The sequence below is a fragment of the Ruegeria sp. ABF4_144 genome, assembly GCF_056160045.1.
The window spans coordinates 2,001,907-2,015,168 of sequence record NZ_JBSWWK010000001.1; the positions used below are offsets into that span (position 1 = coordinate 2,001,907).

Genomic DNA, 13,262 nt, shown 5'->3' on the forward strand with positions numbered 1-13,262 from the left:
GCCGGGGGAATGCAAGAGGATTAAAGCTGAATTTTCCAGCTTTGTTCGACAAGATCGACCCCGAAAGAATGCACCGGTTTGCTGTCCAGCAACTGCCACCCGCTCGCCCGGTACAAGGCACAGGCCGCCCGGTGGCTTTCATGGGTCCACAGGCGCATTTCCGTGTACCCAACGCTGCGTGCAAAGCCCGTACAGGTGTTCAGCATCCGCTTTCCCAACCCCTGCCCCCGGACCTCTGGCAACAGCAGAAAAAGCCGCAGCTTTGCGGTTTGATCATCCAACGCGACACAAAATATACTGCCCAGCCGTTGCCCTGCGCGCTCAGCAATCCACCCCCTCTCGCGCGTCGAATCGTGGTCGGCGGCAAACTCATCCAGAACGCGCTTAACCAGAGCGCCGAACGAGGCATCAAAACCCTCGTCCCGCGTGTATAGCCTGTGATGCTGCTCGACCAGCCAGGGCGTGTCTGTCCCGCGAAAGGGTCTGATCCGAACGTTCTCCATGATGTATCTGACCGCAAAGGCAGCTTGATTCTCAACCCTTTGCGCGCTAGCACGAACGCTCAGTCCCGGAGGCGAACATGGGCATCAACACCGAACGCGACATTCAGGCAAACCTGCAGATCGGCCCTACCGATCAAGGCATGATACGGCTGTTCATCGAGGCCGATGGCATCGAGATTCCAATGGACTTCGATCCCGAAGAAGCCGAGGAAATCGCGGACGAAATTCGCGCAGCTGCACAGGCGGCCCGCGCAGTCAAAGGCTGAGCCTTCAGATCCGGGGATCGCGCAGCGCCTGCAGCCTGCGGGCGGCATCAACTGCAAATTTCTGGATCATCTTCTTGCGCCGTGCCGGAGCAAGCTTGTCTTCCGGCGCCATGCGGACAATCTCGGCATCATAAGCATCAGCGATGATCAGGCCGGTTTCCGCAGGCAACAAATCGGTCGGAAAGTCGGTATCGACGGCCCAGAAAAACCGATCACACCACTCAAGATAGCCCTGCCACTTGGAGTCCGACTGGTAGTCCGCACGGCTGGATTTGCATTCAACCACCCACAGCTCTCCCTTCGGCCCCAAGCCCATCACATCCACGCGTAGGCCGCGGTCTGGCACGAATTCCTCAACAGAAACAAACCCATGCGCCCATAGATGGCGGGCCACGCCTCGGGCCAGTTTCTGTCCGGGTTGCAAATCAAGGGTCATCTGAGCAATGTGAACAATTCGTGAACAAAAATCAAGCACCACATCACCCTTGACATGATACCATTTGGTATTCCATTAATGTGATACCAAATGGTATCTCAAATGGTGAACCAAATGCCGCCGCAGACACAAAACGTATTTCGCGCACTGGCCGACCCCACCCGTCGCAATATCGTGCAGATACTGGCCCAAGAGGACATGACCATTGCACAACTGACCGACCGCTTCGATATGACCCGCGCCGCCGTCAAAAAGCACCTGACTGTGTTGTCGGATGGCGGCCTGATCACGGTCGAAGCGCGCGGGCGCGAGCGGATCAACCGGTTGGAACCCAAGGGGATGGCCCCTGTCCTGGACTGGCTCAAGTTCTTCGACCAGTTCTGGGATGACCGCCTGAGTAACCTGAAAGAAGCCATTGAAAGGAAAGACAGATGACCCATGCCATTCTGCAAAAAACGATCTTTCTTAGGGCAGAACCAGAAACCGTCTGGGCTTACCTGACCGATCCGGACCGGCTGGCCGAGTGGTTTCACAAACCTGAGCGCCCGCTGACCCCCGGCCAAAAGCTGGAGATGTTTGGAACGACCAGTGGCGATTTGCTGATTTGGGGCGAAGTGCGCGTTGCTCGGCCGCCTGAATACCTAGAATACACGTTTACAATCAAACCAATGGGTGACGCCGTTAGTGTCGTAAAGTGGACACTGGAACCGGTCGCCGGAGGCACACGATTGGCCCTGCAACACGAAGGCCTGCCGCAAAATGCTGAAGCCTTTGGCATGATCCTTTCATTGGATAAAGGCTGGGACGAGCATTTCGGTCAGATGCGCGCTGCTTTGCACGAAACTGTTGATGCCTAACCCCTTGTGCAAACCCGCCGCAACCCCTAGGTAGGCCCGTGGCGGGTTCTGCCCTTCTTGTGATAGGTAGCATTCTGGTGGCCTTAAGCAATTCCGAGGGGGCTGGCTCTGTTCAGGTCCTGGCCTGATTACCTGGCGCCCACCTGTACATACAGGTCCTCGGGAATCACACCGCACGGTTGCTTGGTGGTCCCGCCACAACACCACCCTAACCGTTACTTGATAGGTCCTGTTGGACAAACCCTTCGTCAGACAGCGCGAAATCATAAAGGTTCCGCCCCTTCCATTGCGGCAGGTATTCGTCGAAAAGCTGGTTCTTCTGTTCGGGCCAAGACGGCACGACGAGATCCGCTTCGGACAGCCCGACTCCAAAGCTCAGAACACTTGCGTCCTTATATCGTCGCGCTGCCCGCATGACCGCATGATGCAGCAAGACGTGTTCGATGTGGCCGTATTCGCCCACATGATTGTGGGTGATGATGGTTGACGGCTTATACTGCCGCATCAGGGCGAAGGCCGATCCACTCAACAATTCGAACAAAGGATGGCGGCCCAAAGGGCGTAACAATTCAGGAGGGTTTTCAGCAGGTTGGGACGGCATCTTGATAAAGCGCCGCAACCGTCTGTGGTCGCTTTCGACAGCAAAGGGAAACTGTATCCTCCGAGCCCCGACCGCGTCGCAAACGCGCTGCATTGCCGCCTCGCGCGTATTTGTGTCGCGACGGTTGGGGGCCGGTCGGAAAAAGCTGACGACCGTCACATCCGCATTGCCCTTCAAGCGTGACAAGGTCGATCCGCAAAACAAGGTCTCGTCATCCTGATGGCACACACAAAGCAATATCCGCTGGCCCATCAGGTTTTCGAGGCTGACTTTGCCCGCATCAACATCCGGTCCAAGTGCCAAAACATCATAGGTTGCGCTTTGGATATCGCGGAACTGCGCCGAGGTGATCCGACGCGCCCGTCCCTGAGCGATCATTTTCTCAGAACTGGCTTGAACATGGCCGTTCTTATTGTCGCCCTGCAACAGATAGCACTGTCCGGCCAATCCGGGCCATACAGCTTCGACCTCTTCAACTCTGGTCTTCTTCATCGCATCCAGGTGCAGCATATCAATCGGGCCGAATGGCTGTTCTTTCGCCGCCTGGCGCAAGCCGTCAATGGCGTCCGATAGGTACAGTTTGACCCGCCCTGGAAACCTGTCTTCCAGCCACTTGAAGACAATCGGAACATAGATATCCACCGGCGGCCAGGACGCCCGCAGTCGCTGCCCCAGATCAATCCCGATGAACTTGAGCTCAGGATTGGAATGCAACGCCAGTAAGGCAGCATGTCCACCGGCAACGCCGACCTCGACAAAACAGGAACTGTCTTGTGCCAATAGATGCACAGCCCGCCGCTTGGGCTCCATACCGGGTATCAGGTCACCCAAGTGGAAGTCCTGCTGCATGTGGCCGTAGCAAACGTTTCCGTTGATAGCGACAGGTTCACCTGCCCGCATTAGCCCCTCTGCGATGGCATAGTTCAGGTCTGCAAGATCCTCGCGAAAGGCCCGAGAGTCGATGACCTCTTCGTAAGTGCTGGTGTTCACAGGGTACGCTCTTTTGCTGCCGGTTGGTGTGTTTGACCGGCATCAGATGGCAACATGTTCTGACATTCAAGCGGTTTGCACTCAACCGGTGCGAAAAGGTCAATGGTGCGAACCACCCTTCACCGCAGGCGCTTTGATTCAGAGATCAGCGATTTTCCACTTTGACCGTTGCAGGTTTAAAATTCACGGCCACCGGCGTTCCGCGGCGAGGACCTTGCGGTTTTTCGGCCATACTCATGATAGCATAGGCAAATTGCACCCCGGCAAATACGATCCCGTTCATGAACCAGATCATGCCAAGTGCGATCAGGCCAATCTCAGAGCTTGTGATCAGGTGGCGCAAATTGGCGACGTTCAGAGCCAGAAGGACGCCGACAAACACTGCCGAAATCACAAATCCCCAGGCAACCTGAGTGATGTACAGCCGGATCAGTTTGGGCATGGCGACTCTCCTTGCGCTATGACATTCAGCTTAGCGCCTGTAAGCCCAAGGTAAAGGCGTCAGAACGCCTCGGGCTGGGCCTCACGCGCCATGTGATCCAGAACAGCGTTGACGAATTTCGGTTCCTTGCCCTCAGGGAAGAAGGCGCGAGCCACGTCAACGAATTCGGTGATAACCACTTTGGGCGGTGTGTCGCTTTGGGTCAGTTCTGCCCCGGCCGCACGGAAGGTGGCGCGCAGGGTCGGGTCGATACGCGCGATGGGCCATTTGGCCACCAGCGCACGGTCAGTCATCTGGTCGATCGGGGCCTGATAATTCACCGCATCTTCGACCAGCTTGCGGAAGACGCGGGTATCGCCGTCCAGCATCTCGTCGCCTTCATAGATGGCGCCAAACCGGTGATCCAGAAACTCGTTCACAACCTGTTCGGTCGTTTGGCCCGACTGCTCCATCTGGAACAGCGCCTGCACGGCATAGAGGCGTGCGGCGGATTTCATCAGGCGTTTCTGGTTGGCCGGTTTTGGCGCGTCTGTCTGGGTCATGCTGTCGTGGGTCCGTTGCTGTCGCCCGCCACAAGGATGGACTCGGACGGGGGCTTGAAGCCGACGCCCTTTTTCGAAGCGCCCCACTTACGGCTGAGCGCGATCAGATGCAAGGCCGCAGCGGCCGCTCCGCCACCTTTATTCATCTTTTTAGGATTTGCGCGGACTTCGGCCTGATCGTCATTTTCGACGGTCAGGATACCGTTGCCGATCAGCAGGCCCTGCAGGCCCATCAGTTGAATGGCGCGGCTGGAGTCGTTGCAGACGGTTTCGTAATGCGTGGTCTCACCGCGAATGACGCAGCCCAGCGCGACATAGCCGTCATAGTTACACTGGCGGTCTGCCATGGCGATGGCGGTCGGGATTTCCAGCGCACCGGGAACCTCGACCACGTCGCAGGTCCCGCCTGCGGCCTCGATCTCGGCCTTGGCGCCGGCGACCATGTTATCGGCGATGTCGCGATAGAACGGGGCCACAACCAGCAGCAGCTTCACCGGTTTGTCGAAGGTCGGTGTCGGCAGAACGCCGTGTTTGTCTTGTTCAGCCACGATCAGTCTTCCTTGAGAATGGAGCGGGTGCCGACGATGGACAAGCCAAACGCGTCGAGCCCCAGATATACGGTTTCCGGCGAGTCGGTCAGCAGCACCAGTTCCTGAATACCCATCTTGGACAGGATCTGTGCGCCCAGACCGGTTTGTTTGATGGTGCGGGGGCCTTCGTCCTCGGCCGCATAAAGCGAGTTGCGTGGTTGGCGGAACAGGCAGACCACGCCGCGGCCTTCCTCGGCGATCTTTTCCATCGCGCGGGGCAACTCGCGCGAGGACTTCGGACCAAGGCCCAGAATGTCCGGCGCTTCGTGCAGGGCGTGGGTGCGGGTCAAGACCGGTTCGGGCGTGGTGATATCGCCCTTAATCATCACGACGTGCTCAATGCCGTGGGTCTGGTCGGTGAACAGGCGCATCTCCCAATCGCCGCCATATTCTGACGTCACGGTTTCGCGTGAGGTTTCGACCACCAGATTGTCATTGCGCGACCGGTAGGTGATCAGGTCGCTGATCGTGCCGATCTTCATGTCATGCTCTTTGGCAAACTCCACCAGATCAGGCAAACGCGCCATGGTGCCGTCGGCCTTCATGATCTCACAGATAACGCCCGACGGGTTCAGCCCGGCCAAACGCGAGATATCCACGGCGGCTTCGGTATGGCCCGCACGGACCAGCACCCCACCCCGCTTGGCACGCAGGGGGAAGATGTGTCCAGGGGTCGCGATATGCGCCATCGTGTTCTGTTCGTTGATCGCGGTCGCGACAGTCAGCGCCCGGTCGGCGGCAGAGATACCGGTCGATACGCCCTCGCGCGCCTCAATCGACACGGTGAACGCGGTTTCGTGGCGCGACGAGTTGTTCACGGCCATCATCGGCAAACCCAGCGCATCCACTCGTTCGGCGGTCATCGGCAGGCAGATCAGGCCGCGCCCGTGAGTGGCCATAAAGTTGATCGCCTCGGCATCCGCAAACTCGGCAGCGACGACCAGATCGCCTTCGTTCTCGCGGTCCTCATGGTCGACCAGAATATACATCCGGCCTTTGCGCGCCTCTTCGATGATCTCTTCGATCGGGCTGATCGCGGCGCGTAGTTGCGCTTCGACGGGTCCGGGGGTTTCAAAGCTCATTGGGCAGCCTTTCGCTGAGCAAGTTTGCACGGGTGGATAGACCACCGCGCGCGCAAAGGCCAGTCTGCAAACGTCTAGTACCGGCCAGAACGCGGCGTTTCAGTCAGGACATCTCGGCCAGACGGGCGACGTAACGGGCCAGCGTGTCGATCTCGAGGTTCACCCGGTCTCCGACTCCAACATCTCCCCACGTTGTCACCTCTTTGGTGTGCGGGATGAAGTTGATCCCGAAGTCACAACCATCCACATCGTTGACGGTCAGAGAGGTTCCGTTCAGCGCAACCGACCCCTTGGGTGCAATAAAGCGCGCCAGATCTTTGGGCGCACGCAGGGTGACGCGGGTGCTGTCGCCTTCGTCCTGCACGGCAACCACATCGGCTACACCGTCCACGTGGCCTGACACGATATGCCCGCCCAACTCGTCGCCAACTTTCAAGGCACGCTCAAGGTTTACGCGTTTGCCGACTGTCCAATTGTCTAGGTTGGTCTTGGACACGGTCTCGGCACTGATCTGAACGTCATACCAGTCGTCCCCCAGCGCGATAACGGTCAGGCATACACCATCGCTGGCGATCGAGGCGCCGATATCGATGCCCGCCGTATCATAGGCCGTTTTAATGCGGGCTCGCAGATCGCCCTGTTGATCCAGCTCGGTGACGGTGCCGACATCGGTAACGATCCCTGTGAACATTCCGGTAACCCTTATTTTCTGACCTGGTCCAGTATTCCAAGCCGAGGTAAGCCCAACCAGCCTGACGGGCAAGCCCCACCTTGCCGCAAATGCCCGAAACGGGCATAAATTCATCAACAACTGGCAAGAGCAGAAATGATGTCATCCTCCACCAAAGGCCCAAAGCGCCGTGTTTTCCTGTTTCTGCAGGGACCACATGGCCCGTTTTTCAGCGGGCTTGGGCGGGTGTTACGCTCGACCGGGGCAGAGGTTTGGCGCGTGGGATTCAACGCAGGAGATCAGGTTTTCTGGCCTGATAAGTCAACCTACATCCCGTTTTGCGATACGCCCGAACAATGGCCAGACAGGCTGTCAGGCCTGATCGACGAATACGGCATCACGGATATCGTCCTGTATGGCGACACACGACCGGTCCATGCCAGCGCCGTCAAAGTGGCCCAAGCCAAGGGCGTTACCGTCCATGTTTTTGAAGAGGGGTATTTGCGCCCCTGGTGGGTAACTTACGAACGCTCCGGCTCGAACGGAAACTCGCGCCTGATGTCATTGGATGTTGGGCAGATGCAGCAGGCATTGGATCAATCCGTTTTGCAGACCCCGCCACCGCCGTCTCATTGGGGGGATATGCGGCAGCACATTTTCTACGGTGCGCTGTATCACTGGTTCATCCTGTTCATGAATCAAAGCTACCGCAACTTTCGACGGCATCGGGACTTGCCGGTCTCAAAGGAATTCAGGCTGTATTTCAAACGTTTGGCCCTGATGCCGTTTCACCGAATTCAACGCCGCTGGGCCACCGCGCGGGTACTGGGCAACGATCATCCCTACCATCTGGTTTTGCTGCAACTTGGACACGACAGTTCGGTTCAGGCTCACTCGGATTATTCCTGCATGTCCGATTTTCTTGAGGACGTGTTCCGGGGCTTTGCTGACGGCGCTCCGACGCATCACAGGCTAGTGGTTAAGGAGCACCCGCTTGAAAACCACCGCGAACCCCTGCACCGTCGTGTGCGCCAGCTGGCAAAGGCGCATGGCATCTCGGATCGCGTACACTATGTGCCCGGCGGGAAACTTGCAAAGCTGCTGGATGCTGCCAATTCCGCCGTCACGGTCAACTCAACCGCCGGGCAGCAGGTTCTGTGGCGCGGCATCCCGCTGCGTATTTTCGGCAGGTCGGTCTATGACAAGCCAGAGTTCGTATCGCGCCAACCACTAGCCGCATTCTTCGCTGACCCGATGCCCCCGGACCGGGAGGCCTATCAAAGCTATCGCCAATTTCTGCTGAAAACCAGTCAACTGCCGGGCGGTTTCTATTCGCATCGCGGTCGGCGACAATTGCTGCGGGGCGTGGCGGACATGATGCTACACACCCAAGACCCCTATCAAACAGTCCTCACCTACAAAGAGGCGCTGACGCCACAGTTGAAGCTGGTTGAGTGAATTAAGCCGCTTGGCGCTAGAAGTTATCGTGCGAACCGGGTAGCCTGCGCCGAACAAAAGACCACACAAAGACGACTGAGGATAACCGGCAGTGCAGTGCTTTCCAATCCGATGGATACGGGGGATATCCCTTGTGGCCGCAATTGGCCTGTTGGCCGCGTGCCAACTTCCCAAAGCAGGCCCTAACAAATCTGAGATTTTGTCTGGATCAACAACAAATGGTGGCAACGCCTTTGTGGTCGAGGTTGATGATCGGGTTAACCGGGCAACGTCGGCCATCCCGCAATATGGATTTTCACGTGCCTTCAGCGGAGCGCAAAATCTGACAGCAGATACAGTGCGCCCCGGCGACATCCTTGGTCTGACAATCTGGGAAAACGTCGATGACGGATTGTTGTCCAGCGAACTTGGCGGGTCTACGTCTCTTGAACAAGTGCAGGTGGACAGCGACGGCTTCATCTTTGTGCCCTATGCAGGACGTATTCGCGCCGCTGGCAACACGCCCGAGCAACTGCGCCAGTTGATCACCAGCAAGCTTCAGGATCAGACCCCCGACCCACAAGTTGAGGTGCGCCGCACAGCAGGCAACGGCTCAACCGTTTCCCTGTCCGGAGAGATCGGTGCGCCGGGCGTATACCCGATCGAACGGCCCAGCAGAACCTTGCTTGGAATGCTGTCGCAGGCCGGGGGAGTCAATGTTGGCTCGGATATCGCGCTTGTGACTTTGATCCGCGGAAATGACCGCGGAACCGTCTGGTATGACGACCTGTTCCGCAACCCCAAGTTGGATGTTGCGCTGCGCGGCGGCGACCGCATTCTGGTCGAAGCTGACAGCCGCTCTTACATCGCGCTGGGGGCGACCGGTCAATCCCGCGTGGCCTTTGACACTCAGGACCTAACCGCGCTTGAGGCTTTGGCACAAGTGGGCGGGCTGCAATCGCTGTCCTCAGACCCAACCGGTATCTTCGTTCTGCGCAAGGAACGTCAGGACATCGCCCGTTCCGTCATGGGGCGTCAGGATTTGCAAGGGGATCAACGGATGATCTACCTTCTGAACCTCACCGCGCCCAACGGGCTGTTCATCGCCCGCGATTTTGTCATCCGGGACGATGACACGATCTATGTCACCGAAGCGCCGTATGCACAGTGGAGCAAGTCGATCTCTCTGATCGCGGGCGGCCTGACACCGCTTGCAAATGTCGCCACATTGACGGGCGGCTGATGCAATCCAACGCAACAGCCGGGACACAGCGTACCCGGCTGTATGTCTATAATGGCGGCTTCCTGACCCAACGCCGTGCGCGTCGTATCTTGAACCTATCTGGCTATGACATTCGTCTGGGCTTTCCCGGCGAAGGGGATGTCGTTGGTGTTTGGGGCAACAGCCCAACGGCCCACCGCGGCTTGAACATCGCCGCTCAACGCAGCACTCCCATTCTGCGGGTCGAGGATGCCTTTCTGCGGTCGCTGCATCCGGGACGGGCTGGCGAGCCTCCGCTGGGCCTGCTGCTCGATCGGTCGGGCGTTCATTTCGATCCGGCCCAGCCTTCCGATCTTGAGACGCTACTTGCCACGCACCCGCTGGACGACACCGCACTGTTAAACCGGGCCAGAAACGGCATCGAACGGGTACGCGAGTTACACCTGAGCAAGTATTCCGCCGTCGATCCGACCCTGCCTCCACCAGACCCAGGCTATGTTTTGGTGGTCGACCAGGCGCATGACGATGCCTCGGTAATTGCAAGCAAGGGCGACCACGCGCGATTCCGTGAAATGCTAGTCATGGCGCAAGAGGAAAATCCCGGCGCGCGCATTCTGATCAAGACACACCCGGAAACTGTCGCTGGGCATCGACGCGGTTACTTCTCGGACCAGGACGAATCTGACAGGGTTTCGATCATAGACACGCCCATCAGCCCCTGGACCCTGCTAGAAGGCGCAACGGGCGTCTATACCCTGTCGTCGCATTTCGGGTTCGAGGCCATCATGGCCGGGCATAAACCGCGCGTCTTTGGCCAGCCCTTTTATGCCGGCTGGGGCCTGACACAAGACGAAGAACACTTTCCACGCCGCCAGCGCAACCTGACCCGGGCGCAGCTGTTTGCCGCGTCGATGATCCTCTATCCCACTTGGTATGACCCGTTCCGGGATCACCTGTGCGAGCTTGAAACCGTTCTGGACGCACTCGAGGCGCAAACGCGCGCATGGCGGCAGGATCACAAGGGTTGGACCGCGTCGGGAATGCGCCTGTGGAAGCGCAAACACCTGCAACAGATGTTCGGGCGCGAGAAGAAGATCAAGTTCACATCTGCCCCACCACAGGCGCCTGACCGCCCACATATGGTCTGGGCCAGCCACTCCCGTGGTGTGGAAGGTGCCGTCAGGATCGAAGACGGGTTTCTAAGGTCTCGCGGGCTGGGTGCCAGCCTTGTCCCGCCCCTGTCGCTGGCGACCGATGATCTGGGCATCTACTATGACCCGACACATCCCAGCAGGCTCGAGGAGTTGATCGCCTCCCGCGAAACCCTGCGCGCGGATCAGGAATTGCGAGCCGAACGTCTGGTAGCGCAAATCCTCGCGGGGCAGCTCAGCAAATACAACACCGGCGGCACGGCCCCTGATCTGCCTGAAGGGCACCGTATTCTGGTGCCGGGTCAGGTGCACGACGATGCCTCTATCCTGTTGGGCACCACAACTGTACGCGCCAACACCGACCTGCTGCGCGCAACACGCGAAGCGAACCCGAACGCGGTTCTGATCTACAAACCGCATCCGGACGTCGAGGCAGGGCTTCGCGAAGGAGAGATAGAAAACGAAAGTCTTGCCGACGTCATCGCCAGCAACACCGACCCGGCCGCTCTGCTGTCGCAGGTACAGGAGGTCTGGACCATGACCTCTCTGCTTGGGTTTGAGGCTCTGTTGCGCGGGGTGCGCGTCACAACGCTTGGCGCGCCGTTTTATGCGGGCTGGGGCCTGACACAGGATCTGGGAACCGTCCCGGTGCGGCGGGGCGCACGACCTTCAATGCTGGGGTTGGTACACGCGGCGCTTATTGATTATCCGCGCTATCTGGACCCGGTCACCGGGCAACCCTGCCCTGTCGAGGTTGCCGTGCACCACCTGACCGACGGACAAGAACGCAAAGGCGGCCAATCACTCCGCCTATTGTCCAAATTGCAGGGCGTGTTTGCCACGCACGCGCATCTGTGGCGCCGTCGCTAACGCAGCGACCGCGCCCAACGATGCAGAACGTCTGGCCCGACGGCACGGGCTTCGACCAACTCGAACCTTGGGGCTGCGTCCAGTGTCTCCAACCCGAGCGATCCAATGGCCGACAACCCCTCGGCCCCAATCGTTAAACCCGCGGTGAACCCCACAAGCTCATCTACAAGATCATCGGCCAACAAGGAGGCAGCAAGCGCCGATCCACCTTCGCAGAATACCCGCGTCAGCCCCGCCTGCCCCAACTGCTGCAGCAGATCGGCGGCATCTATGTGATGTTCGTCCAAAGCACAGGGAACCAGGCGTGCGCCCAGCCCCTCCCACGCGCGGGCGCGTTCAGGGTCCGGGGATGGACCATGGCAGAGCCACACCGGTATCTGTGACGCTGTGCGGGCCAGTTGCCCCATAAGCGGAATATCCAGATGACGCGAAACGACGACCCGCACCGGCTGCGCTTCGATCCCCAGATCGCGGACCGTCAACGACGGATCGTCGGCCCGGGCTGTCCCTGCCCCCACCATTACGGCATCATGACGTGCGCGCATGGCGTGAACCGCGCGTCGCGCCTTTGGCCCGGTGATCCACTGGCTATGCCCGCTGGACGTGGCAATCCGCCCGTCAAAACTGCTGGCCAGCTTGAGCGTCACAAACGGCCGACCCTGTTCGGTTTTCAGAAAGAACCCCGCGTGGTCCCGCGCTGCCTGTTCCGCCAGAACACCGGTGGTGACCTCGATCCCCGCTTCGCGCAGCATAGCAAAGCCTTGCCCGGCCACGCGCGGATCACTGTCCTCAATCGCGGAAACAACCCGCGAAACACCCGCCTTGATCAGCGCCTCGGCGCAAGGCGGTGTTTTTCCGTAATGGGAACACGGCTCCAATGAGACATAAGCCGTAGCCCCGCGCGCTGCCTCTCCGGCCTGCGCCAACGCCAGCGGCTCGGCATGAGGACGCCCACCCGGTTGGGTCCAGCCGCGCCCGACGATCCGATCGTCGCGCACAATCACGCAGCCTACTGCCGGGTTGGGCCAACACGTGCCCTGACCGCGCTGACCCAAAGACAAGGCCAGCGCCATATATCGCTTATCAGTTTCGCTCACTCGTCCGTCGAAGGCTGCGGCGGGCGCAGTTCGTGGACAAATTCCTCGAAATCATCGGCCGCCTGGAAATTCTTGTAGACACTTGCAAAGCGAACATAGGCCACGGTGTCGATCCGCGCCAGAGCTTCCATAACGATCTCACCGATCTTGCTGGACGGGATATCGGTCTCGCCCATGCTTTCCAACCGACGCACGATGCCCGAAATCATCTGGTCGATCCGATCCGGCTCAATCGGGCGTTTCTGCATCGAAATCCGGATCGAGCGTTCAAGCTTGTCCCGGTCGAAATCTTCTCGTTTTCCGTTGGTTTTGATCACCACCAGATCGCGCAATTGCACACGTTCATAAGTGGTAAACCGCCCCCCACATGCGGGACAAAACCGGCGTCGGCGGATCGCAACGTGATCCTCTGCCGGGCGTGAATCTTTGACCTGAGTGTCGATATTTCCGCAAAACGGGCAGCGCATCCGCCGTCTCCTCGTCCCTGGTTCGGCCTCTTTTTGTAA

General features: G+C 59.0%; 16 protein-coding genes. 6 read left to right on the forward strand and 10 right to left on the reverse strand.

What is annotated here, in order from left to right; genetic code table 11:
• Positions 1 to 20: 20 nt before the first annotated feature.
• The gene (locus ACXAGD_RS10095) at positions 21 to 503 is read right to left on the reverse strand and encodes a GNAT family N-acetyltransferase (protein WP_475210213.1); all 483 of its coding nucleotides are present in this window, start codon (positions 501 to 503) and stop codon (positions 21 to 23) included.
• A 77-nt stretch (positions 504 to 580) separates the two neighbouring features.
• On the opposite strand from ACXAGD_RS10095, the gene ACXAGD_RS10100 reads away from it, so the two are divergent.
• Positions 581 to 769 (forward strand): DUF6324 family protein, encoded by a 189-nt coding sequence (locus ACXAGD_RS10100; protein ID WP_068334412.1) that lies wholly within the window; start codon positions 581 to 583, stop codon positions 767 to 769.
• Positions 770 to 773: 4 nt separating this feature from the next.
• On the opposite strand, the gene ACXAGD_RS10105 is transcribed toward ACXAGD_RS10100, so the two are convergent.
• On the reverse strand, positions 774 to 1,205 hold the full coding sequence (locus tag ACXAGD_RS10105; protein ID WP_475210216.1) for an MmcB family DNA repair protein: 432 nt from the start codon (positions 1,203 to 1,205) through the stop codon (positions 774 to 776).
• Positions 1,206 to 1,319: 114 nt separating this feature from the next.
• Here ACXAGD_RS10105 and ACXAGD_RS10110 point away from each other — a divergent pair, with 114 nt between their 5' ends.
• A complete protein-coding gene (locus tag ACXAGD_RS10110) occupies positions 1,320 to 1,640 on the forward strand; it encodes an ArsR/SmtB family transcription factor (RefSeq protein WP_475212547.1) in 321 nt (106 codons plus the stop codon).
• Positions 1,637 to 2,062: an SRPBCC family protein gene (locus ACXAGD_RS10115; protein WP_475210219.1), complete on the forward strand. Its 426-nt coding sequence runs from the start codon at positions 1,637 to 1,639 to the stop codon at positions 2,060 to 2,062. The genes ACXAGD_RS10110 and ACXAGD_RS10115 overlap by 4 nt, the downstream gene beginning before the upstream one ends.
• A gap of 208 nt (positions 2,063 to 2,270) precedes the next feature.
• Here ACXAGD_RS10115 and ACXAGD_RS10120 read toward each other — a convergent pair whose 3' ends face one another.
• The 6 genes from ACXAGD_RS10120 to ACXAGD_RS10145 form a co-directional block, all read right to left on the reverse strand.
• Positions 2,271 to 3,653, reverse strand: a complete 1,383-nt coding sequence (locus ACXAGD_RS10120) for a PIG-L deacetylase family protein (RefSeq protein ID WP_475210220.1) — start codon at positions 3,651 to 3,653, stop codon at positions 2,271 to 2,273.
• 145 nt (positions 3,654 to 3,798) lie between these two features.
• Entirely contained in the window at positions 3,799 to 4,095 is a 297-nt protein-coding gene (locus ACXAGD_RS10125; protein ID WP_475210223.1) for a hypothetical protein, read from the reverse strand.
• Between the two features lie 59 nt (positions 4,096 to 4,154).
• Positions 4,155 to 4,637 (reverse strand): transcription antitermination factor NusB, encoded by a 483-nt coding sequence (gene nusB, locus ACXAGD_RS10130; protein WP_475210225.1) that lies wholly within the window; start codon positions 4,635 to 4,637, stop codon positions 4,155 to 4,157.
• Entirely contained in the window at positions 4,634 to 5,185 is a 552-nt protein-coding gene (locus ACXAGD_RS10135) for a 6,7-dimethyl-8-ribityllumazine synthase (RefSeq protein WP_475210228.1), read from the reverse strand. Before ACXAGD_RS10135 ends, nusB begins: the two co-directional genes overlap by 4 nt.
• 2 nt (positions 5,186 to 5,187) lie before the next feature.
• Complete coding sequence (gene ribB, locus ACXAGD_RS10140; RefSeq protein ID WP_475210231.1) at positions 5,188 to 6,309, reverse strand: 3,4-dihydroxy-2-butanone-4-phosphate synthase; 1,122 nt, start codon at positions 6,307 to 6,309, stop codon at positions 5,188 to 5,190.
• A gap of 103 nt (positions 6,310 to 6,412) precedes the next feature.
• Positions 6,413 to 7,000, reverse strand: coding sequence for a riboflavin synthase (locus ACXAGD_RS10145; RefSeq protein ID WP_475210233.1), 588 nt, complete (start codon positions 6,998 to 7,000; stop codon positions 6,413 to 6,415).
• Positions 7,001 to 7,138: 138 nt separating this feature from the next.
• Between ACXAGD_RS10145 and ACXAGD_RS10150 the strand changes: the two genes are divergently transcribed.
• The 3 genes from ACXAGD_RS10150 (at position 7,139) to ACXAGD_RS10160 (ending at position 11,659) form a co-directional block, all read left to right on the forward strand.
• Positions 7,139 to 8,437, forward strand: coding sequence for a capsule biosynthesis protein (locus ACXAGD_RS10150; protein WP_475212550.1), 1,299 nt, complete (start codon positions 7,139 to 7,141; stop codon positions 8,435 to 8,437).
• 91 nt (positions 8,438 to 8,528) lie between these two features.
• On the forward strand, positions 8,529 to 9,659 hold the full coding sequence (locus ACXAGD_RS10155; protein ID WP_475210235.1) for a polysaccharide biosynthesis/export family protein: 1,131 nt from the start codon (positions 8,529 to 8,531) through the stop codon (positions 9,657 to 9,659).
• Positions 9,659 to 11,659: a capsular polysaccharide biosynthesis protein gene (locus ACXAGD_RS10160; protein WP_475210236.1), complete on the forward strand. Its 2,001-nt coding sequence runs from the start codon at positions 9,659 to 9,661 to the stop codon at positions 11,657 to 11,659. Before ACXAGD_RS10155 ends, ACXAGD_RS10160 begins: the two co-directional genes overlap by 1 nt.
• Here ACXAGD_RS10160 and ribD read toward each other — a convergent pair.
• A complete protein-coding gene (gene ribD / locus ACXAGD_RS10165) occupies positions 11,656 to 12,756 on the reverse strand; it encodes a bifunctional diaminohydroxyphosphoribosylaminopyrimidine deaminase/5-amino-6-(5-phosphoribosylamino)uracil reductase RibD (RefSeq protein ID WP_475210237.1) in 1,101 nt (366 codons plus the stop codon). The two genes, ACXAGD_RS10160 and ribD, sit on opposite strands and share 4 nt — an antisense overlap.
• The gene (gene nrdR / locus ACXAGD_RS10170) at positions 12,753 to 13,223 is read right to left on the reverse strand and encodes a transcriptional regulator NrdR (protein ID WP_170324479.1); all 471 of its coding nucleotides are present in this window, start codon (positions 13,221 to 13,223) and stop codon (positions 12,753 to 12,755) included. The genes ribD and nrdR overlap by 4 nt, the downstream gene beginning before the upstream one ends.
• Positions 13,224 to 13,262 lie beyond the last annotated feature (39 nt).

Coding starts and splice junctions, on each gene's coding strand:
- ACXAGD_RS10110 (WP_475212547.1), top strand. CDS start 1,320: ATGCCGCCGCAGACACAAAACGTATTTCGCGCACTGGCCGACCCCACC.
- nusB (WP_475210225.1), bottom strand. CDS start 4,637: ATGACCCAGACAGACGCGCCAAAACCGGCCAACCAGAAACGCCTGATG.
- ACXAGD_RS10125 (WP_475210223.1), bottom strand. CDS start 4,095: ATGCCCAAACTGATCCGGCTGTACATCACTCAGGTTGCCTGGGGATTT.
- ACXAGD_RS10160 (WP_475210236.1), top strand. CDS start 9,659: ATGCAATCCAACGCAACAGCCGGGACACAGCGTACCCGGCTGTATGTC.
- ACXAGD_RS10150 (WP_475212550.1), top strand. CDS start 7,139: ATGTCATCCTCCACCAAAGGCCCAAAGCGCCGTGTTTTCCTGTTTCTG.
- ACXAGD_RS10095 (WP_475210213.1), bottom strand. CDS start 503: ATGGAGAACGTTCGGATCAGACCCTTTCGCGGGACAGACACGCCCTGG.
- ACXAGD_RS10100 (WP_068334412.1), top strand. CDS start 581: ATGGGCATCAACACCGAACGCGACATTCAGGCAAACCTGCAGATCGGC.
- ACXAGD_RS10105 (WP_475210216.1), bottom strand. CDS start 1,205: ATGACCCTTGATTTGCAACCCGGACAGAAACTGGCCCGAGGCGTGGCC.
- ribB (WP_475210231.1), bottom strand. CDS start 6,309: ATGAGCTTTGAAACCCCCGGACCCGTCGAAGCGCAACTACGCGCCGCG.
- ACXAGD_RS10145 (WP_475210233.1), bottom strand. CDS start 7,000: ATGTTCACAGGGATCGTTACCGATGTCGGCACCGTCACCGAGCTGGAT.
- ACXAGD_RS10115 (WP_475210219.1), top strand. CDS start 1,637: ATGACCCATGCCATTCTGCAAAAAACGATCTTTCTTAGGGCAGAACCA.
- nrdR (WP_170324479.1), bottom strand. CDS start 13,223: ATGCGCTGCCCGTTTTGCGGAAATATCGACACTCAGGTCAAAGATTCA.